22 protein-coding genes are annotated in these 25,879 nt (G+C 70.7%); 13 read left to right on the top strand and 9 right to left on the bottom strand.

Annotation, left to right across the window (positions count from 1 at the left end; translation table 11 throughout):
- Positions 1–84 precede the first annotated feature (84 nt).
- From VEC57_11170 to VEC57_11160, 3 genes are read right to left on the bottom strand one after another with little or no spacing between them, the layout of a single operon-like run.
- Positions 85–2,535, bottom strand: coding sequence for an AAA family ATPase (locus VEC57_11170; GenBank protein HYB99678.1), 2,451 nt, complete (start codon positions 2,533–2,535; stop codon positions 85–87).
- A gap of 7 nt (positions 2,536–2,542) precedes the next feature.
- Positions 2,543–4,033 (bottom strand): glycerol kinase GlpK, encoded by a 1,491-nt coding sequence (gene glpK / locus VEC57_11165; protein HYB99677.1) that lies wholly within the window; start codon positions 4,031–4,033, stop codon positions 2,543–2,545.
- A 60-nt stretch (positions 4,034–4,093) separates the two neighbouring features.
- A complete protein-coding gene (locus VEC57_11160) occupies positions 4,094–4,477 on the bottom strand; it encodes a hypothetical protein (protein HYB99676.1) in 384 nt (127 codons plus the stop codon).
- 244 nt (positions 4,478–4,721) lie between these two features.
- Between VEC57_11160 and VEC57_11155 the strand changes: the two genes are divergently transcribed.
- Positions 4,722–5,552, top strand: a complete 831-nt coding sequence (locus VEC57_11155) for a protein-L-isoaspartate(D-aspartate) O-methyltransferase (GenBank protein ID HYB99675.1) — start codon at positions 4,722–4,724, stop codon at positions 5,550–5,552.
- Between the two features lie 71 nt (positions 5,553–5,623).
- Here VEC57_11155 and VEC57_11150 read toward each other — a convergent pair whose 3' ends face one another.
- A complete protein-coding gene (locus VEC57_11150) occupies positions 5,624–6,628 on the bottom strand; it encodes a 1-acyl-sn-glycerol-3-phosphate acyltransferase (protein ID HYB99674.1) in 1,005 nt (334 codons plus the stop codon).
- Between the two features lie 104 nt (positions 6,629–6,732).
- Here VEC57_11150 and VEC57_11145 point away from each other — a divergent pair, with 104 nt between their 5' ends.
- Positions 6,733–7,617 (top strand): ArsA-related P-loop ATPase, encoded by an 885-nt coding sequence (locus VEC57_11145; protein ID HYB99673.1) that lies wholly within the window; start codon positions 6,733–6,735, stop codon positions 7,615–7,617.
- Positions 7,614–8,786 (top strand): ArsA-related P-loop ATPase, encoded by a 1,173-nt coding sequence (locus VEC57_11140; GenBank protein ID HYB99672.1) that lies wholly within the window; start codon positions 7,614–7,616, stop codon positions 8,784–8,786. The genes VEC57_11145 and VEC57_11140 overlap by 4 nt, the downstream gene beginning before the upstream one ends.
- Positions 8,787–8,810: 24 nt before the next feature.
- On the opposite strand, the gene VEC57_11135 is transcribed toward VEC57_11140, so the two are convergent.
- Positions 8,811–9,200, bottom strand: a complete 390-nt coding sequence (locus tag VEC57_11135; protein HYB99671.1) for a hypothetical protein — start codon at positions 9,198–9,200, stop codon at positions 8,811–8,813.
- Positions 9,201–9,413: 213 nt separating this feature from the next.
- Here VEC57_11135 and VEC57_11130 point away from each other — a divergent pair, with 213 nt between their 5' ends.
- From VEC57_11130 to VEC57_11120, 3 genes are all read left to right on the top strand, one after another.
- Positions 9,414–9,944, top strand: a complete 531-nt coding sequence (locus VEC57_11130) for a hypothetical protein (GenBank protein ID HYB99670.1) — start codon at positions 9,414–9,416, stop codon at positions 9,942–9,944.
- A gap of 211 nt (positions 9,945–10,155) precedes the next feature.
- Positions 10,156–11,175, top strand: coding sequence for an AraC family transcriptional regulator ligand-binding domain-containing protein (locus tag VEC57_11125; protein ID HYB99669.1), 1,020 nt, complete (start codon positions 10,156–10,158; stop codon positions 11,173–11,175).
- A 52-nt stretch (positions 11,176–11,227) separates the two neighbouring features.
- Positions 11,228–12,664, top strand: a complete 1,437-nt coding sequence (locus tag VEC57_11120; GenBank protein ID HYB99668.1) for an ATP-binding protein — start codon at positions 11,228–11,230, stop codon at positions 12,662–12,664.
- 71 nt (positions 12,665–12,735) lie between these two features.
- Here VEC57_11120 and VEC57_11115 read toward each other — a convergent pair whose 3' ends face one another.
- Positions 12,736–13,995 carry a hypothetical protein gene (locus VEC57_11115; protein ID HYB99667.1) on the bottom strand — a complete coding sequence of 420 codons (1,260 nt, stop codon included), beginning with the start codon at positions 13,993–13,995 and terminating at the stop codon, positions 12,736–12,738.
- A gap of 155 nt (positions 13,996–14,150) precedes the next feature.
- On the opposite strand from VEC57_11115, the gene VEC57_11110 reads away from it, so the two are divergent.
- From VEC57_11110 to VEC57_11095, 4 genes are all read left to right on the top strand, one after another.
- On the top strand, positions 14,151–14,594 hold the full coding sequence (locus tag VEC57_11110; GenBank protein ID HYB99666.1) for a hypothetical protein: 444 nt from the start codon (positions 14,151–14,153) through the stop codon (positions 14,592–14,594).
- A gap of 168 nt (positions 14,595–14,762) precedes the next feature.
- The gene (locus VEC57_11105; GenBank protein ID HYB99665.1) at positions 14,763–16,271 is read left to right on the top strand and encodes a TolC family protein; all 1,509 of its coding nucleotides are present in this window, start codon (positions 14,763–14,765) and stop codon (positions 16,269–16,271) included.
- Positions 16,262–17,551 (top strand): efflux RND transporter periplasmic adaptor subunit, encoded by a 1,290-nt coding sequence (locus tag VEC57_11100; protein ID HYB99664.1) that lies wholly within the window; start codon positions 16,262–16,264, stop codon positions 17,549–17,551. The genes VEC57_11105 and VEC57_11100 overlap by 10 nt, the downstream gene beginning before the upstream one ends.
- Entirely contained in the window at positions 17,541–20,777 is a 3,237-nt protein-coding gene (locus VEC57_11095) for a CusA/CzcA family heavy metal efflux RND transporter (protein ID HYB99663.1), read from the top strand. The genes VEC57_11100 and VEC57_11095 overlap by 11 nt, the downstream gene beginning before the upstream one ends.
- Here the strand turns inward: VEC57_11095 and VEC57_11090 are convergent.
- Complete coding sequence (locus VEC57_11090) at positions 20,767–21,540, bottom strand: sterol desaturase family protein (protein HYB99662.1); 774 nt, start codon at positions 21,538–21,540, stop codon at positions 20,767–20,769. The two genes, VEC57_11095 and VEC57_11090, sit on opposite strands and share 11 nt — an antisense overlap.
- A 53-nt stretch (positions 21,541–21,593) precedes the next feature.
- On the bottom strand, positions 21,594–21,932 hold the full coding sequence (locus VEC57_11085; protein HYB99661.1) for a hypothetical protein: 339 nt from the start codon (positions 21,930–21,932) through the stop codon (positions 21,594–21,596).
- 140 nt (positions 21,933–22,072) lie between these two features.
- Here VEC57_11085 and chrA point away from each other — a divergent pair, with 140 nt between their 5' ends.
- The 3 genes from chrA (at position 22,073) to VEC57_11070 (ending at position 25,544) form a co-directional block, all read left to right on the top strand.
- A complete protein-coding gene (gene chrA, locus VEC57_11080; GenBank protein ID HYB99660.1) occupies positions 22,073–23,455 on the top strand; it encodes a chromate efflux transporter in 1,383 nt (460 codons plus the stop codon).
- A 158-nt stretch (positions 23,456–23,613) separates the two neighbouring features.
- Entirely contained in the window at positions 23,614–24,315 is a 702-nt protein-coding gene (locus VEC57_11075) for a helix-turn-helix domain-containing protein (protein ID HYB99659.1), read from the top strand.
- Positions 24,312–25,544, top strand: a complete 1,233-nt coding sequence (locus VEC57_11070) for an acyltransferase (GenBank protein HYB99658.1) — start codon at positions 24,312–24,314, stop codon at positions 25,542–25,544. The genes VEC57_11075 and VEC57_11070 overlap by 4 nt, the downstream gene beginning before the upstream one ends.
- On the opposite strand, the gene acpS is transcribed toward VEC57_11070, so the two are convergent.
- On the bottom strand, positions 25,495–25,878 hold the full coding sequence (acpS, locus tag VEC57_11065; protein HYB99657.1) for a holo-ACP synthase: 384 nt from the start codon (positions 25,876–25,878) through the stop codon (positions 25,495–25,497). The two genes, VEC57_11070 and acpS, sit on opposite strands and share 50 nt — an antisense overlap.
- Between the last annotated feature and the right edge of the window lies 1 nt (position 25,879).

Below are 25,879 nucleotides of genomic sequence, written 5' to 3'. Positions count from 1 at the left end.
CGCTGCGCGGGCGCGCCCGCGGCGCGGACATGGCTGACGAAGGCTCGCGGCCCGGCGGCAGATGCCGGCATCGACCCTGCCCGCTCAGCTGCGGCGGTCGTGGGCCATGGAGCGCGCAGTGCGCTCCTCGAACAGCCGCGCGCCCTGCGCCCGGGCGATGCGCAGCGCCTGCGCGAAACAGTCCTGGTCCGACAGCCGCTTCTCCGATCCCGGCTCGCAGTCCCCGAACGCCGCGTCCTCGTGCAGCGACCGGCCGCGCGCGGACAGCTCGCGCGCGAGCAGGGCGCGAACCCGCCAGCGCTCGGCCTCGAACGCGCTCTCGCCCACCACGCGCCCGGCACGCTTGAGCCAGTAGGCCGCGCGCTCCAGGTCGCCGCCCTGCACGCAGAGCTCGGCAAGCGCCACGAACAGCAGCGACTCGAACCACATCTCGCGGGCACGCGCGCGCTCCTCGACCGCGGACTCCAGAGCTTCCAGCGTCCCCTCCCCTCGCCGGCAGCGCGCCCACGCGCGGCAGCAGGCGGCGAGCATCGTCGCGGCGTGCAGGCCGAACCGCTCGGCCTCTTCCATCGACTGCTCGGCCAGCGCCAGCGTGGCATCGGCGTCGCCCGCGGCCAGCGTGGAGGTGGCGAGAACGGCCAGGTCCGTCGCGCGCTGGTACGGAAAGCCGTGCGAGGCAAGGCGCACCAGCGCGCGCTCGCGGTGCGCGCTGGCGTCGGCCAGCTCGCCGCGCGGCGTCAGCGCCAGCGCCAGCGCGACGTGGAGAAAGGATTCCAGGTCGGTGAGGACGGGGACGCCGGGAAGGGCCTGCGCCAGGTCGCGCTCGGCACGCACGGCATGCTCGGTGGCTTGGGCGAAGCGGCCGGCGATGAATTCGACGTACGAGTTGTACAGATGCGCGACCGAGGACAGCTCGACGTGCCCGCGCGCGACGATCTCGAGCAGCGCCGAGGCGGGCTCGCGAGCCGTGACGTCGCCGGCAACCACGCCGCTCAGGCAGCGGCCGAGCTGGGCACGGAACATCAGCAGCTCGTCGCCATGACGCCGCGCCTGCTCGAAAGCCCGGTCGAACGCACGAGCCGCGCGCGCATCGCCGAAGCCCCACAACGCGACGACGAGGTTTCCGTAGTCGAGCTGGCGCGCGGCCTCGCGCAGCGCGTTCTGCGGCGTGTCGGGCAGACGGTGGATTGCCGCCAGGCACCGCTCGACCACGTCGGCCGCCTCGCGATACGCGAAGCGCGCAGCCAGCTGCTCGGCGGCACGCTCGAGGTAGTAGGCATGCCTTTCGAGGTCGCCGCCCGCCTCGAAGTGCCAGACCAGGCGCGAGATCAGCGTGCGTGGATCGCCGGATGGGCGGCGCTCGAGGAACTGCCCGAGCAGCAGGTGATAGCGGCGACGGCGCGGCGACGGCATGTGCTCGACCAGCGACTGTCCGAACAGCAGGTGACGAAACGCATACGTGTCGCGCTCGCCATCGGTGACGGCATGCCGAAGCAGCAGCCTTCGCTGCTCGGCCAGCCGCTCGCAGTCGCCGCCCACGGCCGCGGGGTCGCGGTCCAGCGCCGCTGCCACTTCGCGCGCGGAGAAATGGGTTCCGGCCGTGGCAGCGGCCTCGAGCAGCTCGAGATCCTCCTTCGTCAGCTCGTCGAGCCACCGCGCCAGCAGCTCGCGCAGGGTCGCGGGCAGCTGCTGCGGTACCGCCTTGCCGCCGGCGACGTCGTCGACCAGAGCTTCGAGAAACAGCGGGTAGCCCTGGCTGGCATCGGCGATGGCGGCGCGCTGCGCGGCGGGGATTTCGCCTTCCAGCCGCTGATGCACGTAGTCGCGCGCCGCATCGGCCGGCAGCGCCTCCAGGGACAGGCTCGTGACGCGATCGGTGAGCTCGGCCAGCCGCGCGACCATGGTGGAAACGAACCCGCGCGAGCGCGCGCGCGACAAGCGCAGCGTCGCAACGATGAGCAGCCGCGCCGGCGTCGTGCGCGCCACCACGCTCGACAGCCATTCGAGCGTCGGGCGGTCACAGCGATGAATGTCCTCGAGCAACAGCACCAGCGGCTGCTGCTCGCTCAGCCGCTCGGCCAGCGCGATTCCCTCGCGCAGCATGCGTGCGGTACCCGTGCCGAGCAGCGACTGGCGCAGCCGCTCCTGCTGCTCGGGCGAGAGCAGCGTCGACATCTGCGCGAGCCACGTCGAACATTCGTTCCAGATCGGATCGTCGGCCGTGCAATCGGCGGTCACTTCGCCGAGCGCCGTCAGAAGCGGAGCGTACGGCTCGAGCAGCGCGTAGCGCCGCAGGCAGTGTCCCTCGCCGATGCGCGGTGCGCCTGCGCCGGGCGACGCCAGAACGCGCACGAGCTCGCGGGCGAGCGCCGTTTTGCCGATGCCCGCTACGCCGGTGATCAGCGCGAGCTGACGGCGGCCGACGGACGCGGCCTCGTAGAGCTCGAGCAGGCGCGCGAGCTCGTGGTCGCGTCCGACCAGCAGCGACGGCTCGCCGATGACGGCCTTGGTCGCGCGCTTCGGCTCGCCGCCCACCGGTTGCTCAGCCTTGGCTGCGAACGCGCTCGACGGCGGCTTTCCAGCCGTCGTAGAGCTCCGCGCGCTGGCGCGCGTTCATGGCGGGCTTGAAGACGCGGTCGACCTTGCGGACGGCCTCCAGCTCGCGCGAGCTCTTCCAGACACCCGCGCCGACGCCGGCCAGGAACGCGGCGCCGGCCGCGGTCGTTTCGATGACGGTGGGGCGATCGACGGACACGCCGAGGATGTCGGCCTGGAACTGCATGAGAAAATCGTTGGCGGTGGCGCCGCCGTCCACGCGCAGCATGCGCAGCTTGCGGCCGCTGTCGGCGGCCATCGCGTCGACGACGTCGCGCGTCTGATAGGCGAGCGCTTCGAGCGTGGCACGGATCAGATGATCGGCCGTCACGCCGCGCGTCAGGCCCACCACCGCCCCGCGGGCATCGGCATCCCAGTAGGGCGCACCGAGGCCAGCGAAGGCAGGAACGACGTAGGTGCCGAGCGTGGAGTCGACGCGACGCGCAGCGCCCTCGCTGTCGGCGGCGGTCTTGATCAGGCGCAGCCCGTCGCGCAGCCATTGCACGGCAGCGCCGGCGATGAATACGGAGCCCTCCAGCGCGTAGGCGGGCGAGCCGTCGGCGCGACAGCACAGCGTGGTGACGAGTCCGTTTCGCGACTCGAGCGGCTCCTCCCCGGCGTACATCATCAGGAAGCAGCCGGTGCCGTACGTGTTCTTGGTCATGCCCGGCTTGATGCAGGCCTGGCCGAACAGCGCCGCCTGCTGGTCGCCGGCAACGCCCGAGATCGGGATGGCGGTCCTGCCCACGATTCCCGGCGCGGTCTCGCCGAAGATCCCCGCCGACGGCAGCACCTTGGGCATCATCGCCAGCGGCACCGCCAGCATGGCGCCGAGCGAGGCGTCCCACTGCCGCGTGCGGATGTTGAGCAGCATGGTGCGCGAGGCGTTGGTGTAGTCGGTGACGTGCGAAGCGCCCCCGGTCAGCTTCCAGATGAGCCAGCTGTCGATGGTGCCGAAGCAGAGCTCGCCTCGCTCGGCACGCGCGCGCGCGCCGCGAACGTTGCCGAGCAGCCAGCCGATCTTGGTTCCGGAGAAGTAGGGATCGAGAACCAGGCCGGTCTTGCGGCGGACGTCCTTCTCGTGGCCGTCCTTGCGAAGCTTTTCGCAGGCGGCCGCCGTGCGCCGGTCCTGCCAGACGATGGCCTTGTGGATGGGCTGCCCGCTCTTGCGGTCCCATACCAGCGCCGTCTCGCGCTGATTGGTGATGCCGATGCCGGCGAGCTGCTCGGGCTTGATCCTGGCGGCCGCCAGCGCCTTGCCGATCAGGCCATGCGTGACCAGCCAGATCTCTTCGGCGTCATGCTCGACCCAGGCCGGCTTGGGATAGTGCTGGGTGAACTCGGAGTAGGCGCGCGAGCGCACCCGGCCTTCGTCGTCGAAGACCATGACGGTGGAGCCGGTGGTTCCCTGGTCGATGGCAAGTACGAAGCGCGGCATCGCGGTCCTCCTGCGACGGGCGATGATGTCTGGGCAGCCAGGATAGGGGAAGCCGCGGCCTCACTGCAGCTCGCGGTACATCGAGCGCAGCAGAAGAACCATGCCCCAGCTCACGCCGATGCCGACGATGCTGAAGCCGAGGTAGGCCAGCGGCGAGATCTCCCCGATGCCGGTGACGAACGGGAACAACACGATGTTGAGCGTGGCGAACACGGCGTAGACGATGCCGAGCGGCAGCGCCACGCTTCGCTTCGTCCACGCCGCCCACACGTACACGAGCATGAAGATGGCGAAGGCCGGTCCGAAGATCATCGACGCCGTCGGCCCCAGCCGCCAGCCGAACAGCACGAAGCCCAGATTGCCGCCGCCGGCCTTGAAGAAGTTGGTCACGGCGCGGATGGCGACCAGGGCGGCGAGGATGCGAAGGACCAGCGTCGGGTTCATGGTCGCAACTCCGAGCACGAGGCCACCCCGCTCGCAAGCCGCCGTCGGTCCTGATGCATGCATGAGCGAACGGCAGGCGCCGCCGTCGGCCGGAATGCCTGCGTGCGCGGGCGGCGAAATTCGCCGACGGCAGCGGTCCTGCGTGCGCGCGCGGCGAAATCCGGCGACGGCAGCGGTGCCTGCGTGCGCGGGCGGCGGAAGCCGCCGGCTTGAACGGCGGCGGCGAAAGCGTTTACTCGATGGCATGTGCAAGCTGTTGTCTGCAGCAGCCGCAGCGCTGGTGGCGATCGCCGCGCCGGCGACCGTCGCCCTGCAGATGGCCGTGGCCGCGGATGCGGCGACCGCGGAGACGGCGGCGGACAACGGCCCGGCCGGCGCCGCGCAGGATGCGGATGGCGGCTCGGCGGCGGCCAGTGCGAGCGCCGGCGAGGAAGCCGCCAGGAAGCGCCGGGCAATGGTCGAAACGATCACGGCGTACTCGAGGATGAGCGGCCCGCCGTTCTCCAAGCGCGTCCTTGCCGCGATGGCCAAGGTCGCGCGCGAAGACTTCGTGCCGGAAGATCTGCGCATGCGTGCCTACGACGACTTGCCGCTGCCGATCGGACACGGGCAGACGATCTCGCAGCCCTACATCGTGGCTCTGATGACCGAGCTGGCCGACGTCACCGCGGGCGAGATGGTGCTCGAGGTCGGCACCGGCTCCGGATACCAGGCCGCGGTCCTTGCCGAGCTCGGCGCCGTCGTGTTCACCATCGAGATCGTCGAGCCGCTGGCCGAGCAGGCTCGGACGCGGCTGAAAGGCCGCGGCTACGACAACGTGCACGTCCGGGCAGGCGACGGGTACGCCGGCTGGCCCGAGCACGCGCCCTTCGATGCCGTGATCGTCACCGCGGCGCCCGACCGCATTCCGCCGCCGCTGATCGAGCAGCTGGCCAGCGGCGGAAAGCTGGTGGTTCCGGTTGGCGAGGCAGGAGCGGTGCAGCAGCTGACGGTGGTGGAGAAGGCCGCCGATGGAAGCGTTGCCGAGCGCGCGGTCACGCCCGTGCGCTTCGTGCCGCTGACGCGGCCGAAGTGATCACAGACACGATCGATTCGCGCTGCAACTCCTCCTGCCAAAGCGGCGCACGCCGCCAGGATCGCGGGTGATCACCCCATCACGATCGATTCGCGCTGCGACAGCAGCTCGCCGAGCAGCGCCTGGATGCGCGCACGCACCGCATCGGCGATGCCGTCGACGTCGGCGCGCTCGCCGTCGATCATCGCGTATTCGACCGGCGCGCCGAGGCGGAAGCTCCACGCCAGCGGAAGAGGCAGCAGGCCTGCCAGGCCGAGCAGCGGAAACGTCGGCGTGATGGGAAGGCCGGCCGCGTAGCCGAGGACGGGAAAGCTCTCCTCGCTGCCGACCACCGCGCCCGGAACGATGCGCGCACCCGCCTCCACGGCCGCAGCGATCAGCGCCTTCTGATCGAAGCGCGCCAGGCGATAGCGCCGGTCGTAGGTCTTGGCGCCGGCGGCCCGGCCCTCGGGAAACGACAGCACCACCGCGCCGCGCTCGAGCAGCAGGCGGCAGTTGTCGGTGGTGGCCGAAAGGATTCCGATACGGCGGAGGAAGTCCTGCACGAACGGCAGCTCGGGCAGCTCGTCGTCCCACAGCGCCACCATGGCGCGCTCGCCTGCGCGCCCGTCGCACAGGAAGCTCCACAGCACCAGCGCCTCGACCGGCAGCGGCCAGGCGCTGCGGTTCATCAGCACCAGCGTGCCGCCGCGCTCGGGAAGACCGGCTCCGCGGCTTTCGCGCACGCCGAGCCAGCGCCGCGCCAGCGGCCGCACGATCTCGCGAACCGTCTCGGCCAGCGCATGATCGAGGCCGAGCTCATCGACGGGGCCGGAGGCGGCAAGCCCGGCCAGCGCTGCGCGGCGGCGGGCGGCATCGGTGGCGAGCGCGACCAGGCCGGCGCCGAGCCGCCACAGCTCGCGCGCAGCGTCGAGCGCCAGCTCCTGCGATGCACCGCTGGCCGGCGCCGGCCGCTCGAGCTCGCGCTCGACGCGATGCTCGAGATCGGTCAGCCGCGCCAGGAAGATGTCGTGGATGCGACCGTGGTCGCCGCGACCGGCGGGCGCAGCAGCGCCCGCTTTGCGCTCCGGGTTCACGTGCCGATTGTGAGAGCCGCCTGTGCCCGTTGCAAAGCGCCGCCTGCACGCACCCCGCTGCTGCCCGATTGATCGCAAGCGCCGACGCCTCTAAGTACGCGGCCGTGAAGGGCGGCGCTGCGCGCATCGTCTTCGTCACCGGCAAGGGCGGGACGGGGAAAAGCTTTCTTGCGCGCGCGCTGGCCCGCGCCGCCTCGGCGCGCGCGATGGCGGTTGCGCTGGTGCATGCGCGCCCGCCGGCCCTCGCCGGCATCGCCAGCGGAGGCCATGCCTCCTCCAACGGCCGCTCCCTGCCCTTTCGCCAGATCGAGCTGGACGAGCGCGAGGCGCTCGAGAGCTTCCTGACGCGCATCCTGCGCCTGGGCTTCGTCGCTCGCCGCCTGCTCGACAGCCGCACGTTCTCGGCCGTCGCCGCCGCCGCCCCGGGCGTCAGCGATCTGGTGCGCCTGCTCGGCATCACCGCGCTGTCGCGGCCCGAGCACGGCCTCGACCTGATCGTCGTGGACGCACCGGCCACCGGCCACAGCCTGCCGCTGCTGACGGCGCCCCGTCGCATCCTGGAGCTGGCTCCGATGGGACCCGTCGCGCGCGAGGCACGCATTGCGCAGGCCATCGTCGAGAATCCGGCGCGCTTCGTCCCCGTCATCATGACGACTCCCGAGGAGCTGGCGGTCACCGAGACGCTGGCTCTCCACGAAGACATCGCGCGCGCCGGCGTTGCTGCCGCGCGCGTCGTCGTCAACGGAATGTGGCCGGCGCATCTCCAGGCGCCGGAGGCGGACTGGCTGCTTTCGTCGGCCGCCTCCGCCGATGCCGCGCTCCACTGGAAGCGCCACCGCCGCCAGGTCGAGCTCATCGACATGCTCGAAGCGCGCGTCGGTGCCTGTCCGCGCCTGCCGTTCGCGTTTCACGAGGGCGAGACGTCGCCGGCCGCCGTCGCCGCGGTGCTCGACCTGCTCGTCCCCGACGGCGGAGCGAGGCGGCCGTGAGCGGGCCGACGCTCCGTGACGTCCTCTCGGGCAAGCGCCTGATCGTGCTGGTCGGCGAAGGCGGCGTCGGCAAGACCTCGACGGCGGCCGCGATCGCCTATGCGTCGGCGCGCATGGGCAGCAGCGTCGGCGTCCTTACCGTCGACCCGGCGCCGCGCCTCGGCGATGCGCTGGGCGCGCGCGACATCGGCGCCGCGCCGCGCGCGGTGGAGCTGCCGGAGGCGGGCGCGGGATCGCTGGTGGCGATGCGTCTGGATTCCAAGCGCACGTTCGACCGCATGGTGGAGCGCTACGCGCCGAGCCCGCAGGCAGCGCGCGCGCTGCTTCGCCATCCGATCTACGAGGCCATCTCCGGATCGCTCGGCGGCTCCGAGCACTACATGGCATTCCAGCGCCTGCACGAGCTGGTCGAAGCCGGTGGCCCCGACGTGCTCGTCGTCGACACGCCGCCGGCCACCGATGCGGCCGAGCTGCTGTCGGCGCCGGCGCGCCTGACCGGCCTGCTCGACACCGGCGCGCTTTCCATTCTCGCCGAGCCGGCGCGCATCCTGGCACGCGCCGGCGGCGCGCTGGCCCGCGCGTCGATCAGCGTGCTGCTGGCGCTGGTCGAGCGCATCACCGGCGACGCGCTGCAGAAGAGCGTCGGCGAGTTCGTGCGCCTCTTCGGCGACATCCTCGGCGGGCTCGAGAACCGAGCGCGCGAGATCGACGCCGTTCTTCGCGCGCCGCAGACCGCGTTCGTGCTGGTGGTGCGGCCGCGTGCGCAGGACGTGGCGCGCGCTCTGGCCTTCCATCGCGCCTTGGCCGACATCGGCATCGAGGTCGCGGCCATCGTCGTCAACCGCATGACGCCTCCGCCGCCGGCCGACCGCCTGCGTTCGCGCGCCGAGCGGCTGGCCGACGCACCGGCACCGGTACGCGGGGCGGTGGCGGCGATGGAGCGCGAGATGGATGCGTTGCGGCTGATCGAGAGCCAGGCGCTGGCGCGCCTGCGATCGGCGCTGGCGGGCACGGCCGCTCCGATCATCGTGCCGCTGCGCGCGCTGGAAGTGGACGTGGCCACGCTGGCCGACATTGGCGCGCTCGCCGATCAGCTGATGGTCACGCCCGCGCCGGGGCCGCAGGCGCGGAGGAGCCCGTCAGCAGGCAGCGCCGCGGGCGGCGAATGAACGCGCGCCCGCACTCGGTCGGAGTCAGTCCCGGTCGAAATCGGCGACTACCGTCTCCTCGCGCGTTTCGGGACCGTGGTTGGGCCCATGCGAGGGCGGCCGCGGCCGGGCCGCACGCGGGCGCGCCCGTTCCTCGCCGCTGTCCTCGCTGAGCATGCGGTCGACCTTGCGCGAGAGGTTGGCCAGCGTCACCTGCATGGCGTCGAGCTGACGCCGGAGGTCGTCGACGTCGGCGCGCGAGGGCAGGTTGGCCAGCGCGAGCAGCGCGGCCACGTTCTCGTCGACGGCCTGCTTGGTGCTGGCGGCCGCCTGAAGGACGGTGCCGGCGGCGTTGATGACTCGTTCCTGGCCCACGACCTTGCTCAGCTCGCTGAGCACGGCCAGGAGCGACCGCTCTACGGCTCCTCGCGTCATGCTGGCGAGTATAGGAGCCGGCGTGCCGGCGAGCCAGTCGCGACGCGGCGGCCTGTGCCCCTCGTCGGCGTGGAGAGGCGCCGTCGGGCGCAGAAGGCCGGCCATTCCTGCAGGGGCGACGGCTTGCCGACAGGTGGCGCGCTTGGTACCTAGCCGCTTCGGCGCTGATAGGAAGCCCGGAGGGTTCTCCCGCGCCGCCAGGAGCTCATGCGAATGTCGAGGAAGCTTTCGGCGCTGATCGTCACCGGATGCATGGTGGCCGTGCTGTCACCGGCGGCCGCCCGCGCGCAAGCCAAGACCTACTTTCGCACCGACACGCCCGAGTTCCAGGAAAGCATGAAGGCCGGCTATCAGATGTTCAAAGCGTTCCAGTGCGCCAAGTGCCACGCAACGCGCGAAGGTCAGGAGCTGAACAAGGACATCATCGCCCCCAACCTCATCCTGGCCAAGAAGCGGCTTCGGCCCGAGTGGATCCTGGCCTGGATGATCGATCCCCAGAAGCTGCAGCCGGGCACCAAGATGCCCAACTTCTTCACGTTCAACGAGAACCCGGACGGCTCGCTCAACCTGGCCGACGCCGAGGCGCACAACAATTACAAGACCATCGTCGCCCTGCGCGATTACCTGATGGTGCTCGGCACCGAGGCCGATCCCGGGTTGAACGATCCCCTGCCGGTTCCGACCAACGAGCAGGCGGCTCCCGCGAACGCGCCGGCCGCCGACGAGCAGTATCTCGGCTATTGAGTGCGCAGCCGCGCTGAGCGCGGCTGCGTTTGCGCGTCGGCCCTTGCGTGAGCTGACTCACGCAAGGGTGTACGGATACGAGGCCGCAGGCAGGCGGAGGAAATTTCGCGCTGAGCCTCGTTTCGCTGTTCCCAGCTTCGGCGATCGATTAATTTCCGGTGGCCCGCGTCGTTCGCAGCCAAGCGAGCACACCGCGGCGGGCGGCATCGTCGTGATCGAGCACAGCTGCACCATCGGCGTCATTCCCGTGCTGGACGCGCTGGCCGCGCTCCACTCCCTCGGCCTGGACACGCGCAGACTTACGCGCGGAGCGAAAATCGACGACAAGAAGCTCGTCGAGCCCAACCTGCGCCTCGGTGCCGATGCCATCGTCCGGCTCTTCGCGATGGCCGAAGAGCTGAGCGGCGATTCCAACATCGGCCTGCACGCCGGCGAACGCGCCCCCCTTCGCGATCTCGTGTCGCACCTGGTGCTCTCGTGCACCGATCTCGAAGAAGGACTGCGACACGCCTGCCGCTTCCACGGCTCGGTCATCGACAACACCAGGATGGAGCTCGAGGACGACGGCGACACGCTGGCGCTTGCGGTGGCCGTGCCCGAGCCCGCGATGAGCGACAACCATCATCTGCTCGAGTACGTGCTGATCCTGAACGCGCGGATGCTGGCCACCGTCGCCGGCACCACCTCGGTTCTGCAGGGCGTGCACCTGTGTCATGGCGACCGGCGCCGCGCCAACGAGGCCAGCCGCGCTTTCGGCTGCCGCGCCAGCTTCGGGCAGGACCGCCATGCGCTGCTGCTGTCGAAGGCGCAGATGCGCTCGCACGCGCGCCCCGTCAATCCGCTGATCGGCGAGCAGATCGAGAAGTTCGCGCAGGCGATCCTCTGCCCGCCGCCCTCCGACCTGCTCGAGCACGTCGCCGGCACCGTGCGCGTGCTGCTGGCGGCGGGAAGCCGCGCCGACCGCAGCGCCGTCAGCCGGCGCATGCACATGCGCGACGGCGACCTGGCTGCACGCCTGGATGAAGCCGAGACGTCGTTCCCCGAGCTGCGCGAGACCGTCGTGATGGACGCGGCGCAGGCACTGCTGCTCAACCCGTCGCTGAAGGTGGAAGCCGTGGCGCTGTGCCTGGGCTTCGGCGACGCAGCCACGTTCTCCAAGCGCTTCAAGCGCCATTGCGGCCTGAGCCCGAGCCAGTACCGCCAGCAGGCCTATCGGGGTCTGCTCCATTAGCACGGCCGGCCCAGGCGGAAGCATCGCCGGCCAGTCCTGGCGCGATGCCGGGATGACGGGCCAGCCCGGCCGCTCCGAGAGCTCCACGCCGACCGCCACCGCCGAAACCACGCAGGCGCTGCGCAGCCGCCGACCGCCGGTGCATCAGAGCATGGCCGATGCCGCGCGCATCGGCCTGATCGTCGTCGCCACGGCTTCCTTCGTGTTCCTGTTTGCGCCGCCCCCGCGTCCCGAGCTGACCGGCACGTTCCGGCTTCACTACGGCGGGCGCCTGCTGCTGTCGCTTGCCGGCATCGCCGTCTGCCGCACCCATACCAGCGACCGCGTCGTCATCGGCGTCCTGTGGGCGATGGCGGCCGTGCTTTCGGCCTCTTCGGCGTACCTCGGGATCCTGCGCGGCGACTACACGTCCAACGCGCTCATCTCCATCGCGTTGTGCACCGGCTCGGCGGCCATCATTCCGTGGGGATGGAGAGCGCACCTCGTCCTGGTGCTGATCTTCATGACCGGCCTCCTCGTCGACGCCGCCATCATTCGCGGCAGCCTCAGTCATGCCATTGATACCTCGATCCTGTTCACGCTCGTCGTGTGCATGGGAGGCGCCGTCTACACCGCCGTGAGCCTGGACCGGGCGCGCAGGGAGATCGAGCGGCGCCAGCGCGAAGACGAGGAGGCGATCGCCTCGCTGACGCACCAGCTCGAGGAGCGCGTCCGCCAGCGGACGAGGGAGCTGCAGAAGGCCAACGAGGAGCTGGCCGCCGCCAACGCGCGCCTGGCCCGCATCAACGCGGAGCTGGATCAGGCCAATACCGAGCTGAACGGCTTCACGTATTCGGTGTCGCATGACATCCGCGGAGCGCTGCGCGTGATCGGAGGCCAGAGTCACATGCTGGCGGAAGAGCATGCAGGCGCGCTTCCGCCGCACGGCCGCCAGCTCGCCGAAGGCATACGCTCGGGAACCATCCGCGTCGGCCAGCTCGTGGACGCGCTGCTGGCGCTCGCACGCGTCTCACGCGCCAGGTTGCGCAGCGAGCCGGTCGATCTGGAGCAGCTCGCCCGAACGATCCTCGCCGAGCTCGCCCATAGCGAGCCGGCGCGTCGCGTGGAGGAGGTGGTGGAGCCGGGCCTGGCCGCGGAAGGCGATCCGTCGCTGCTGCGCGTGCTGCTCGAGAACCTGCTGAGCAATGCTTGGAAGTTCACGCGTCCGGTGGCGGCCGCGCGCATCGAGGTCGGCTCGACCGTCGAGGCCGGCGAGCGTGTCTACTTCGTGCGCGACAACGGGACCGGCTTCGACATGCGCTACGAGGGCAAACTGTTCCGTCCCTTCGAGAAGCTTCACGAGCCCGGCGAGTATGAAGGCACCGGCATCGGCCTGAGCACCGTCAAGCGCGTGGTCACGCGCCACGGCGGCCGGGTATGGGCGCAGAGCGCACCAGGACGCGGCGCGACGTTCCACTTCACGCTGCCGGCCGGTAGAGGCCCGCTCTAGAGCGCACCGCTAAGCGTCGTCCCGGGCGAACGCCGGTCTCCATCGGGGAGCCGTATCTACGGCGGCCCCGGTCACATCTGCGCGACGTGCGACGTCAGCTCGGTCAGCGCGCGCGAGATGCGATCCCACGTCGTCGCTACCAGCTCGGTCTGCTGGCGCCGTCGCCGCTGCGGCTCGGCATCGAACGCATCGACGGCCCGGCGCGTCTCGTCGATGAGCGGCGCTTCGATCTCGTTCCAGAACGCGCGCACGTACGGGCCGCGCCGCACCGGATCCTTCTCGACCTCGGTCAGAAGATCCTTGAACCGCCACCACGCCTGGCCGGTGCCCCTCTCCATGCCGGCGCTGCTCAGCTCGGAAGGGAGCTCGGCCGCGACGAACAGCGGCATGTATGGCGCGATGCACGGATTGCACAGCGCTGCCCAGTAGATCGTCGCATCCTTCACGCCCGCTTCGAGCTCCACGGCCATCGATGCCGTGGTCGTGCCGACCGGATCGGCGTGCATGCAGACGCTGAAGTGGCGCTCGCTATCGGCCGAGGTGCCGCCGACGTAGACGTCGCCGCCCTCGTAGTGGTCGCGCAGCACGCGCAGGACCGCGGGAAGGTCGAGGCTGCCCTCCTGCAGCGCCTTGCACGTGGTGGCGTAGCGGCCCGAGGAGAGAATCTCGGGCGCCAGCTCGGTGCTGCGATAGGCGCGTGCGAAGTCGAAGCGGACGCCGGTGGGCTCAGGCCACCAATGGCGAGCGACGGCATGCTCGATGGTGTCGTGGCCGAGGCGCGTCCAGTCGGTGCCGATGGAGACGTGGTTGCTGGCGCTGCCGCCATCTTCGAGCGCCTTGAGCGCCCACCGCGATGCCGACGCTTCGAGTAGGAAGGCGCTTCCGGCATCGGCGATGAGGAAGGAGTTGTGGTAGGGCCAGGTCGTGTCGGCATATCCGGAGCCGCCCTGCCCGTACCGCTCGATCAGCTCGATGATGACCTGGGCGGCCTCGGCGGCGCTGGCTGCGCGCTCGAGTCCCAGCCGAACCAGGTCCATGCCGAGAAGCCCGCGCTCGGGGACGGGATCGCGCGTGAAGATGGTGTGATTGCCGATCGCCACGCCGTGCTCGTTCAGGCCGTGCTCCAGGCCCCACAGCCACGCCGGCCGCGAGCCGATCAGCGCATGCGTGTGCGGTACCTGCTCGATCTCGACGTACTGGCAGGCCAGGCGGCTGCCGGGACGGTGATCGGCGGCTTCGGCTCGCATCAGCGGCTGCGGCTCCGCAGCCGGACGGTCGCTGTTCTTGGCGAAGATCGTCGTGCCGGCGCGCGTCCTGGCCGGCAGCGCCACCAGGCTGTCGCAGGCGATGCGCGCAGTTGGGGCCGATCGGGAAAGCCGGTGCATCGCGCGCGAGCATAGCCACCGGTACCCGCAATCCCAACCGTGTCGGCCGCGCAGGCCGCACCGTGCTGGCTCGCTTTCCGGCAGCGTGGTAGGCAGGCCTCATGACGATGGCCGTCGTCGCAACGCGGCGCGCACGCCGGCGACGCTGGAACGTGCTGGCTTCCGGGCTGCTCGCCTACATGTTCTCGGCCACGCCGGCAGCGATCTCCTTCGTCTACTGCCTCGGCAGCGACGGACACGCGGGCTTCGAGATCGTCACCGGCTCCAGCATCGGATGCGAGGACTGCTGCCATCGCCCTTCGCCCGGCCACGACGGAGAACACGCGCAGCACCAGGAGTGCGTCGACGTCGTCATGGCGGATCAGGCGCCCACCGTCGCCAAGAAGCACGAATGCTCGCGCGAAGACGGCATGGGCATTGCCATGCCCGACCTCGGCGCGGGCGCGTGTCTCGTGCCGGCGCCAGCCTGGTCTTCCGATGCGCAAGCGACCGCGCAACCGCCTCCAGCGCCGCTGCACCGGCGCACCATCGTCCTGCAGATCTGATCCGTTTCCATCGCCTGCTCCAGAGCGGTCGACCTCCATCGCCTGCGCCATCGGCAAGACCCGGGCGGCGCTGGCGATGATGCGAGGACGGGCGCTGCGACATCGGTAGGCCGCATCGCCCTTGGCGACGCGGCCGTCGGCCGCGCGCGCTGCGCGTGGGGAACCATCATGGATCGAAGACTCGTCTGCATTCTTTGCGCGCTGGCGGCTCTGCCGGCCGGCTGCGCCGCCGCGCGCTCGATGACCGAGCGCGGATATCCGCACGAAGCGCCTGCAGCCCCGCCGGCGCCCGCCGCTGCTCATGCGACTGCCGAGGCGAGGTACGCGCACGGGTCCGCTGCAGCGCCGCCCGCTGCACGCGCCGCTGCAGCGCCGCGCGAGCTTACGCTGGCGGATGTGGTGGACCTGGTCGGACAGTGCGACCCGGCGCTGTCCGCAGCACGGTTGGAAGCGCGCGCCATGCAGGGCGAAGTGCGGCAGGCGCTGGCGCGGCCGAACCCGCAGGTCGAGCTGACGGCCGAGAACATCGGCGGCAGCGGCCAGCACGACGGCGTCGATCAGAGCGAATCGACGCTGCTGTTCGCGCAGCGGCTCGAGCTCGGCGGCAAACGGCGCCGCCGCGGCGAAGTCGCCGCGCGCGCGTTGCACGGCGAGACGGCGCGCCTTCGCGAGCGTGAATCGCAAGCCGTGGCGTCGGCGGCCACCCTGTTCTTCGAGCTGCTCGGAGCGCAGGCCGAAGCCGATCTGGCCGCCGAGACTGCCGCGCATGCCGCCGCCGCAGTCGGCGATCTGCGGCGGCGTCGCACCGCCGGCGCGGCTTCGGCAGTCGACGTCGAACGCGCGCGGCTCCTGACGGCTCGCGCGGACATCGATGCCGCTCAGCGCCACGCCGAAGTCGCCATCGCACGACAGCGACTGGCGGCAACCTGGGGCGGGCGCGGCCAGGATATCGACCGCGTGCGCGGCAGCCTGCAGCCACTGCCGGCGCTGCCGTCGCCGCAGGCGCTGGAGGCACGCCTTGCCGCCAGCCCCGCGATGATGACGGCCGCCGCACAGTCGGCGCGCATGCGCGCCGAGCTCGACCTGCAGCGCGCGCAGGCCGTGCCCGACATCGTCGTCGGAGGAGGCGTGCGGTACCTCGCCGGTCCCGAAGACGTCGCGTTCGTGGCCGAAACCGGCGTGGAAGTTCCGCTCTTCGATCGCCGGCGCGGCGCCATCGAGGCCGCGCAGTGGCGCACGCGCCGCAGCGAGCGCGACGCCGCCGCCACGGCCGCCTCCGTGCGCGACACCGTGGGCCGCGCGCGTCTGGAGATGGAAGCGGCGGACGCGCAGATCGAGCAGCTGCAGGCCCGCCATCTGCCCGTCGCACGCGCCTCGCTGGCCGAGCTCGAGCGCGGCTACGGCCTTGGAACGGCGACCTCGTTCGATCTGCTCGAGGCCAGGCGCACTCTGCTCGACCTTCGCATCCAGCACGTGCGCGCGCTGGTCGCCTACCATCGCGCGGCCATCGCCATCGAAGGCGTGCTCGGATGGCCGATGCAGGAGATGCCCGCTTCCGACGCGCCGCCGCAGGGATGGCCGGCGCACGAGATGCCCGTTGCGCAGCCGCAAGGATGGCCGGTGCACGAGATCCCTGCCGCGCGCGCGGCGCACGAAGGAGACGCGACATGCGACTGACCGCCGAATCCCTCGTTGCCGCTCTGTTGCTTGCCGGCGGCATCGCCGCCGGCGCCGCCTTCCTGCGCGCTCCGGGCGAGGCGGTCGACACCGACCATCACGAGCACGGCGGGCACGCGCACCAGATCGAGCACGAGGACGTCCTGGAAGGGCCGCACGGCGGCCGGCTGCTCGAAGAGGGCGACTTCGCCGTCGAGATCACGATCTTCGAGCGCGGCGTGCCGCCCGAGCTGCGCCTTTACTGCTACGAGGGCCAGAAGCACCTGCCGCCGGCGCAGTGCGAGGTCGACATGACCCTGCATCGCCTGGGCGAGCCGCCCGAGCCGTTCCGGTTCCGGGAGGTGGGCGATTTTCTCGTGGGCGATCACGTCGTGGCCGAACCGCACTCCTTCGTCGTCGAAGTGCGCGCCAGGCGACGCCACGATCCCGGACCGGCGCATTCGTGGCGCTACGAGTCGTTCGAAGGACGCGTCGTGCTCGATGAGGAAGTGGCGCGCCACTCCGGCCTCCTCGCCGAAGCGGCGCAGCCCCGCCGGCTGGAGCGCACGCTGCGCCTGCCCGGCCGGATCAGCGCGCGGCGCGACCGCGTCGTCGACCTCGGCGCGCGCTTCGCCGGCGTCGTGCGAGAGATGTCGCGCTCCATCGGCGATGCCGTCTCGCGCGGCGAGACGGTGGCCGTGGTCGAAGCCAGCCAGACCCTTTCCAGATACGCCGTGCAGTCGCCGCTCCAAGGCGTCGTCGTCGACAAGCGCGCGGCAACCGGCGAGACCGTCGAGGCCGGCGAGACGCTCCTGGTCGTCGGCGACTTCTCCTCGGTATGGGCCGACTTCGACGTCTATGCCGCGGACTTCGCCTCCGTGCATGCCGGCGACACGGTGACGGTGCGCGGCAGCGCCGGAGACGCCGGAGCGTCGGCGCCGGTCACCTATGTCTCGCCGGTCGGCGATCCGCACACGCAGACGACGATGGCGCGCGTCGAGCTCGACAACCAAGACCAGCGCTGGAAGCCCGGCCTCTTCGTCACCGGCACCATCGCGCTCGACGAGCCGCCGGCCGCGGTCGCGGTGCACGTCAGCGCGCTGCAGACGTGGCGCGGCGGCGAGTCGGTGTTTCTCAAGATCGGCGACGTCTACGAGGCCCGCCCCGTCGTGCTCGGGCGACGCGGCGAGGAGTGGGTGGAGGTCCTGGAAGGCCTGGATGCCGGCGATCAGTATGCGCGCGGCAACACGTTCGTCCTGAAGGCCGAGCTTCAGAAGGCGCAGGCCAGCCATGACCACTGAGAAGCTGTTCGCGCAGGACCGCACCAGCCTGCTCGAGCGCGTGCTCGCGTTCAGCGTGCGCCGGCGCTGGCTGGTGCTGGCCCTGACGGCGGCGGCTCTGGTGCTCGGCATGCGCGACCTGCTGCGCCTGCCCATCGATGCGGTGCCCGACCTGACGGGCGTGCAGGTGCAGATCAACACCGAGGCCCCCGGCTTCTCGCCGCTCGAGGTCGAGCAGCAGATCACGTTCCCGATCGAGACCGCGATGTCGGGTCTGCCGGGGCTCGACCGGACGCGCTCGTTGACGCGCTACGCGCTGTCGCAGGTCACGGTCATGTTCTCCGACGACATCGACATGTACTTTGCGCGCCAGCTCATCGCGCAGCGCCTGGCCGAGGTCGGCTCGCAGCTGCCCGAGGGGATCGAGCCGCAGATGGGCCCCATCGCCACCGGCCTCGGCGACATCTCCAAGTTCGTCGTGGAGGCGGCGCCGGGCGCGCGAAAGCCCGACGGCAGGCCCTACTCGCTGACCGATCTGCGCACGATCCTGGACTGGTCCATCAAGCCGAGGCTGCGCCTGGTGCCGGGCGTCACCGAGGTCAACGCGATGGGCGGCGACGTCGAAGAGCTGCACGTGGTGCCCGATCCGGTGCGGCTGCTCGCGCGCGGCCTCTCCTTCGACGACGTGACCGAGGCGCTGCAGCGCAACAACACGTCGGTGGGCGCCGGATACCTGGAGACGCGCGGCGAGCAGCTCGTCGTGCGCAGCCCGGGGCGCCTGACCAGCCTGGCCGAGATCTCCGAGGTCGTCCTCCGCACCGAAAAGGACGTGCCCGTCTATCTTCGCGACGTCGCCGACGTCGTGCACGCCACCGAGCTGCGCACCGGCGCCGCCACCGCCGGCGGGGCCGAGACCGTCCTCGGCACCGCCGTCATGTTGTATGCGCGCAACAGCCGCGAAGTGGCGAGGCGCGTGCGCGAGGAGCTCGAGCGCATCGGCGCCTCGCTGCCGCCGGGCGTGCGAGTGCGCATGGTCTACGACCGCACGCTGCTGGTCGACCGGACCGTGGCCACGGTGACGAGGAGCCTGCTCGAGGGCGCGCTGCTGGTCATCGTGGTGCTGCTGGCGCTGCTGGGCGAATGGCGCGCCGCGATGGTCACGGCCGCGGTCATCCCTCTGGCCATGCTGATGACGGTGACCGGCATGGTCGAGGCCGGTGTCAGCGGCAACCTCATGAGCCTGGGCGCTCTGGACTTCGGCCTCATCGTCGACGGCGCGGTCATCGTCGTCGAAAACTGCGTGCGGCGCGTGTCGCAGCGCCAGCACGAGCTGGGACGCGCGCTGACGCTGCAGGAGCGGCTCGCCGTCGTGTTCGACGCCACGCGCGAGGTGCGGCGCGCGACGATGTTCGGCGAGCTGATCATCATGATCGTCTACGTGCCGGTGCTGAGCCTGGGCGGCCTGGAGGGGAAGATGTTCTTCCCTATGGCGTTCACCGTGCTGTGCGCGCTGGCGGCGGCGATGGTTCTTTCGCTGACGTTCGTGCCGGCGGCGGTGGCGATCCTGATGCGCGGCCGCGTGCGCGAACGCGAGAGCGTGCTCGTACGCGCGGCCGCCGCCGTCTATGCCCCCGTGCTGCGGTGGACGCTGGCGCACCGGCTGATCACGTTCGCCTGCGGCTTTGCCGCCGTGCTGCTGGCGCTCGCGCTGGCCTCCACGCTCGGCCGCGAATTCGCACCCACGCTCGATGAAGGAGACCTGCTCATCCACGCGCTGCGACCGACGGCGACCAGCCTGTCGCAAGCCGCCAGCATGCAGCAGCGGCTCGAGGAGAGGCTTGCGGAGGTGCCCGAGGTCGAGCAGGTGTTTTCGGCCATCGGCACCGCCGACATCGCCACCGACCCGATGCCGCCCAATGTTGCCGACACGTTCGTGATCCTGAAGGCGCGCGACCTGTGGCCGGATCCGCGCAAGAGCCGCGATGCGCTGGTCGAGGAGATCGAAGAGCACATCGCCGATCTGCCCGGCCAGATCTACGAGTTCACGCAGCCGATCCAGATGCGCTTCAACGAGCTGGTGGCCGGCGTGCGCACCGACGTGGCGGTCAAGGTGTTCGGCGACGACAACGAGCTGCTGCGCGAGGCCGCGCAGCGAATCGAGTCGCTGCTGGCGTCGGTCGAAGGAGCCGCCGACGTGCGCGCGGAGCCCGTCTCCGGACTGCCGACGATGGCGGTGGTTCCCGACCGCGCGGCGCTCGCGCGCTACGGCCTCGACGTCGCCGACGTCCAGAACGTGGTCGAGATCGCGGTGGGCGGAAAACGAGTCGGCCACGTCTACCGCGGCGATCGCCGCGTCGCGCTGGTCGTTCGCGCTTCCGAAGACGTGCGCGGCAACGTCGACGCCATTGCGCGGCTGCCGGTTCCCGCGCATACGGCCGAGGCGCCGCCGCTGCGCGCCGGGCAGCTCGAGCCGCCGTCATCGGGATCGCACGGGTTCGTTCCGCTGGCGCAGGTCGCCGACATCACCGTCGCCGAGGGCGCCAACCAGATCAGCCGCGAGAACGGCATGCGTCGCGTCGTCGTCACCGCCAATGTCCGCGGCCGCGATCTCGGATCATTCGTGGAGGATGCCCAGCGCCGGCTCGACCGCGACATCGTGCTGCCGACCGGCTACTGGATGGACTGGGGCGGGCAGTTCGAGCACCTGCTGTCGGCGACGGCGCGGCTTCGCATCGTGGTTCCGCTGGCGCTGGCGCTGATCTTCGCGCTGCTGCTCGTCTCGCTCCACGACGTGCGCGACGCGTCCCTCGTGATGACCGGCGTTCCGATGGCGCTGACCGGCGGCGTGGCCGCGCTGTGGCTTCGCGACATCCCGCTCTCGATCTCGGCCGCAGTCGGCTTCATCGCGCTGTCGGGCGTCGCCGTCCTCAACGGACTGGTGATGCTGACGTTCATGGCGCAGCTTCGCCGCGGCGGCGCCGGCGTCGTCGATGCCGCGCGAGAAGGCGCAATGACACGTCTGCGACCGGTCCTGATGACGGCCCTGGTCGCGGCACTCGGCTTCGTGCCGATGGCGCTCGCCACCGGAACGGGCTCGGAGGTCCAGCGCCCGCTGGCCACGGTGGTGATCGGCGGGATCGTCAGCTCCACGCTGCTGACGCTCCTGGTTCTGCCGGGGCTCTACGTCATGCTGCACGGCAGCGACGAAGGCAGCGCGCGCGGCGAAGGCGCTTCCGTCAGCGGCTGATGCGGCGGGCAGGCAGCATCAGCGCGGTACCCGCGCCGATGACGCCGAGGCCGGGCAGGCCCGTGGACACGTGCCGCCGCGAGTCGCTCGCCGCGTACGTGCCGAAAAGCCGGTCCCAGACGGCGAAGATCGTTCCGAAGTTGCTGTCGCACTCGGGCACCGCCGCGACGTGGTGCCACCGGTGCAGCGCCGGCGTCACCAACCATGCAGAAGCCCGCTTCTCCACGGACGCGGGCAGATCGATGTCCCCATGCTCGATGGCGTTGGCGAACGTGAACACGATCTCGAACACGACCACGGCCGCCACCGGCGCGCCGAGCGCCGTCACGGCCGCGATGCGGATGGGCAGCGACAGCAGCAGCTCGCCGGGATGAAATCGCAGCGACGTCGAGACGGTGAATGCCGCATCGGAGTGATGCACCTGGTGCAGCCGCCACAGCGCAGGCAGACGATGGTTGGCGCGGTGCCATGCGTAGGAGACCAGATCGAGGGCGGGGAGCGAGACCAGGATCGCCAGCCATGCCGGCGCCCGCATCGCCGCCAGCAGCCCGATGTCGTTCCGCGTCGCCCAGTCGGCGGCGGTGCACACGCACGCGCCGCACAGCGCGCCGAGGACGACGACGTTGATCAGCCACAACGTGAGGTTGACGCGCCCGCTGCCGCGGATGCGCGAGTGCGGCGACCACCACTGCAGCAGCAGCGCTGCCGCCAGCGCGGCGGCGAAGCCCAGCAGCCGGACCTGATGGAGCGCTTCGTCGGTCACGGGTGCAGGCTACGCCCGCGGCGGAAAAAGCAAAGGCGGGACGGGCGGCGCCGTCAGTTGCACGTGCGCGAGGCCGACGCGGCTCTGGCCTCCAGCTGCTCGGCCAGCGCCGTGAGCTGCGCGATGCGCCGGTCGTGGTAGCCGTCGACGGTATGGTCACGACCGGGATTGCCGCTGTGAAACGTGCGCTTCTTCAGCAGGTGCTCGAGCGCCGCCGCACGCGCACGCGCCGCCTGGGCGCGATACGAGGCCGCAGCCTGCGCGGCGGGTTCGGGCACCGGCGCCCGAACCGCCGCCACGCCGGTGCCGGCGAGCGGACTGTGATCCGCCGTGGCGGGGGAAGTGGAGGCCGCGAGCAGCGCGGCGCAAAACGCGATCTTGCAGAGCTTCATGGGCGTCCTCCGTGCTCGTCGCTGGCGCGAACGAGACTGCAGCTTGGACGCCGGCCCTCCGCCGCCGTTACAAGGTGCGTACGCGCGCTCCTGCTCCGACGCGAGGTGCTATCGATCGCAGAAAATGGAACACAGCGGCGATGAGCGCCGCCGAGTCGCTTGCGCCGTCCGTGTCTGCCGATGTCCTGACCAGCGTTTCGTACGACGAAGCGCGGGCGGTGTGGCTGCGTGTGGCGCTGCACAGCTTCGGAGGGCCTGCAGCGCAGATCGCCGTCATGCACCGCATCCTGGTGGACGAGAAGCGCTGGGTGAGCGAAGAGCGGTTCCTGCATGCGCTCAACTACTGCATGTTGCTCCCGGGGCCGGAGGCGCAGCAGCTGGCCACCTACATCGGATGGCTCATGCACGGGTACAGGGGCGGCCTGACGGCCGGGCTGCTGTTCGTCGCGCCCGGATTCGCGGCGATCATGGCGCTCAGCATCCTGTACGTCAGCTTTCAGGACACGTCCTGGCTGCCCGCGCTGCTGTTCGGGCTCAAGGCCGCTGTCCTTGCCGTCGTGCTCGAGGCCGTGCAGCGCATCTCCAGACGCGTCGCGCGCACGCAGCTGACGCTTGGCATCTCCGCGCTCGCCTTCACCGCCTTGTTCTTTTTCGACGTGCCCTTCCCGGCCATCGTGCTGGTTGCCGGACTGACGGGATGGGCCGTGGCGCGCTGGCGGCCGCAGTGGATGCCCGTCAAGGCGCCGGCCGAAAGCGACGGGCCCACTCGCATCGTCGACCGGCGCGCGGCTGAAGGTACGGCACCGACGCTGGGGCGCTCGCTGCAAGTGCTGGCGGTCTGGGGAGCGATCTGGGCGGCGCCGGTCGTGGCGGTGGTGCTCGTGTTCGGCGCCGGCAGCGTCTTCACCAGCATCGCCGTGTTCTTCAGCAAGGCGGCCGTGGTCACCTTCGGCGGCGCCTACGCCGTGCTCGCCTACATCGCACAGCAGGCGGTCGAGCATTATCGGTGGATGCAGCCGGGCGAGATGCTCGACGGTCTCGGCATGGCCGAGACCACGCCCGGACCGCTGATCCAGGTCGTGCAGTTCGTGGGCTTCCTGGCCGCTCACCGCAACCCACAGGGGCTGGAGCCGATGACGGCGGCGCTTCTCGGCGCGACGCTGACGACGTGGGTGACGTACGCTCCGTGCTTCCTCTGGATCTTCCTGGGTGCTCCGTACGTCGAGACGCTTCGCCGCAACCGCGCCCTGGCGGCGTCTCTGACGGCCATTACCGCCGCCGTGCTCGGCGTCATCGTCAACCTCGCCGTCTGGTTCGCGCTGCACGTGCTGTTCAGCCAGGTCCGTGAGACGGCAGGCCCGCTGGGCCTGAAGCTGACGTTTCCCGATCTGGCCACGCTCGACGTTCTTGCCCTGCTGATCGCCGTCGCATCGTTCCTGGCATTGATGCGCTGGCACGTCGGCATGACCACAACGCTGGTGACGGCAATGCTGGCAGGAATGGCTCTGCAGCTCCTTCGCTGAGCGCTTCCAGGCGCGGACGCGGGCGTGTCTGCGGCGGACCGTCCGGTCCTCCGGCTCCGCGTCCGCCGTGGACATGCCCGCGGCCGCGCCCTCGGCGCCACGAAATATGTGGCCGCAGTCATTGACTGACCAGGTCGGTCAGTTATAGTCTCGCCGCAATGGCTCGGACCATGCCGATGGGCCGCATCGAGGACCTGGTCGATGCCGCCACCCGCGTCTTCATCGAGCGCGGCTACGCCCGCACCCAGATGGCGGACGTCGCGATGACGCTCGGCGTGGCCAAAGGGACCCTCTATCTCTACGTCGAGAGCAAGGAGGCGCTGTTCGACCTGGTCGCGCGCTACGCCGACGCGCCGCGCCCCTTCGACCCCGCTCCCGCTCTTCCGGTCCCGACGCCGGCGCCCGGCGCGACCCTCAGCTACGTGCGCAGGCGTCTGCTCGAGCACCAGATTCCGCCCGCGCTCGCGGCGGCGTTGGAGCGGCGGCGCATCAAGGATGCGCGCGTCGAGCTCGAGGAGATCGCCCGCGAGCTCTACCAGGTGCTCGCCGACAACCGCCGGAGCCTCAAGCTCATCGACCGCTCCGCACCCGATCTGCCCGAGCTGGCGGCGCTGTGGTTCGCCGGCGCGCGCGGCGGCCTCATCGATCTGGTCGAGCGCTACATCGCCGACCGCACGGGCCGCGGCCTCTTCACGCCGATGCCCGACGCGACCGTGGCGGCGCGCCTGATCATCGAGAGCCTGATGTTCTGGGCCGTGCATCGCCACTGGGACCCGCACCCGCAGATCGTGGAGGAAGACATCGCGCGCGAGACGGTCGTGCGCTTCGTCGTCGAAGCGATCGTCAAGGAGAAGCCATGACCGACTCCACCCGCCGCACCGACATCGACTGGCTGCGCATCGCCGCCACCTATCTCCTGTTCGTGTTCCACGTGGGAAAGGTCTTCGACCCGGCGCCGTTCTTCCACATCCGCAGCCAGGAGCTGTCGATGGGCTTCACGGTGCTGTGCGGTTTCATCAGCCTCTGGCACATGCCGCTGTTCTTCATGCTCGCCGGCTGGTCGGCCGCCGCCTCGCTCTCGGCGCGCGGAGGCGGCGCGTTCCTCCGCGAGCGCGGCCGGCGCCTTGCGCTGCCGCTGCTGGCCGGCTGCGTGCTGTTCGGGCCCATCATGAAATATGCCGAGCTGAGCAGCGGCCTCGACCTCAACCACCGCACGCTTCGGATGTCGGCGGAGCATCAGAACGCGATCGCACCGCTGCTTTCGGAGCCGCTCGAGATCGCGCCGGATTTCGAAGAGTCGTTCCTCGAATTCCTGCCGAGCTTCTTCACCGACCTCGACCGCTTCACGTGGGGCCACCTGTGGTTCGTGGCCTATCTGCTGGCCCTGACGGTGGCGCTGATGCCGCTGATGCTGGCAATGCTTCGCTGGAAGGGCCGTCTGGCGCAGCCGCGCCCATGGATGCTCTACGCACCGATGGCGTTGCTTGTCGTCGTTCAGCTGACGATGCGAGAGCGCTGGCCGGGGATCTACAACCTCTACGACGACTGGGCCAACGTCGCCTACTACGCAATCTTCGTGGCCAGCGGCTTCGCTCTTGCGACGCAGCCGCAGGTCGAGGAGCTGGTGGCGAGCAGGTGGAAGGTCAGCCTGGGCATCGCCGTGGCGACTTCACTGGCTCTGCTGACCGGCCTGCTCGGACTGGTCCAGTCCAAGACGCTGATGCTGGTCGGGCCGGCAGTGGCCGGCTGGTGCTATGTGCTGGCACTGCTTGGCATCGGCCGCCGGATGCTGATCGCGAGCGGGCCGGCGCACGCCTACCTGAGCGAATCGACGTTTCCGGTCTATATCCTGCATCAGGTGGCGATCATCGTGGTCGGCTACTGGCTGATCCGCCTGACGCTGCCGCTGCCGCTCGAGTTCGTGCTGCTGGTGGCCGCATCGCTGACGGCGACGATGGGCATCTACCACTACCTGGTGCGCCCCTTCGCGCTGCCGCGACTGCTGCTGGGGATGAAGCCGCCGGCACGCCGCTGCGCGGTCAGCTTTCCAGAACTACCGAAGCCATCGCCATCGGCTCTGCGTGGGTGAGCGAGACGTGGATGGCGCGTACGCCGCGCTCGCGGCAGCGCGCCGCCACGCGACCGTGCACGCGGATCTGCGGAGCGCCGCCGTCGCTGCGCACGACTTCGATGTCGCGCCAGGCGTGCGCGACGCCGTCGGCACCGAGCGCCTTGATGACGGCTTCCTTGGCCGCAAAACGCACCGCGTAGCATTCGGCCGGATCGCGCCGGCGCTCGCAGCAGTCGCGTTCTCCTGGCGTGAACACGCGCGCCTTGAAGCGCTCGCCGCGGCCGGCCACCGTCGTGATGCGCCGCATGCGCTCGATCGCGACCGCATCGACGCCGTGTCCGAGGATGGCCACG

It is taken from the genome of Candidatus Limnocylindrales bacterium, assembly GCA_035626395.1.
Classification (GTDB): Bacteria; Desulfobacterota; Binatia; order UBA1149; family CAITLU01; genus DASPNH01.
This window is presented reverse-complemented; position numbering and strand designations above follow the sequence as displayed.

Coding starts and splice junctions, on each gene's coding strand:
- glpK (HYB99677.1), bottom strand. CDS start 4,033: ATGCCGCGCTTCGTACTTGCCATCGACCAGGGAACCACCGGCTCCACC.
- VEC57_11160 (HYB99676.1), bottom strand. CDS start 4,477: ATGAACCCGACGCTGGTCCTTCGCATCCTCGCCGCCCTGGTCGCCATC.
- VEC57_11155 (HYB99675.1), top strand. CDS start 4,722: ATGTGCAAGCTGTTGTCTGCAGCAGCCGCAGCGCTGGTGGCGATCGCC.
- VEC57_11135 (HYB99671.1), bottom strand. CDS start 9,200: ATGACGCGAGGAGCCGTAGAGCGGTCGCTCCTGGCCGTGCTCAGCGAG.
- VEC57_11130 (HYB99670.1), top strand. CDS start 9,414: ATGTCGAGGAAGCTTTCGGCGCTGATCGTCACCGGATGCATGGTGGCC.
- VEC57_11120 (HYB99668.1), top strand. CDS start 11,228: ATGACGGGCCAGCCCGGCCGCTCCGAGAGCTCCACGCCGACCGCCACC.
- VEC57_11110 (HYB99666.1), top strand. CDS start 14,151: ATGACGATGGCCGTCGTCGCAACGCGGCGCGCACGCCGGCGACGCTGG.
- VEC57_11105 (HYB99665.1), top strand. CDS start 14,763: ATGGATCGAAGACTCGTCTGCATTCTTTGCGCGCTGGCGGCTCTGCCG.
- VEC57_11100 (HYB99664.1), top strand. CDS start 16,262: ATGCGACTGACCGCCGAATCCCTCGTTGCCGCTCTGTTGCTTGCCGGC.
- VEC57_11095 (HYB99663.1), top strand. CDS start 17,541: ATGACCACTGAGAAGCTGTTCGCGCAGGACCGCACCAGCCTGCTCGAG.
- VEC57_11085 (HYB99661.1), bottom strand. CDS start 21,932: ATGAAGCTCTGCAAGATCGCGTTTTGCGCCGCGCTGCTCGCGGCCTCC.
- chrA (HYB99660.1), top strand. CDS start 22,073: ATGAGCGCCGCCGAGTCGCTTGCGCCGTCCGTGTCTGCCGATGTCCTG.
- VEC57_11075 (HYB99659.1), top strand. CDS start 23,614: ATGGCTCGGACCATGCCGATGGGCCGCATCGAGGACCTGGTCGATGCC.
- VEC57_11070 (HYB99658.1), top strand. CDS start 24,312: ATGACCGACTCCACCCGCCGCACCGACATCGACTGGCTGCGCATCGCC.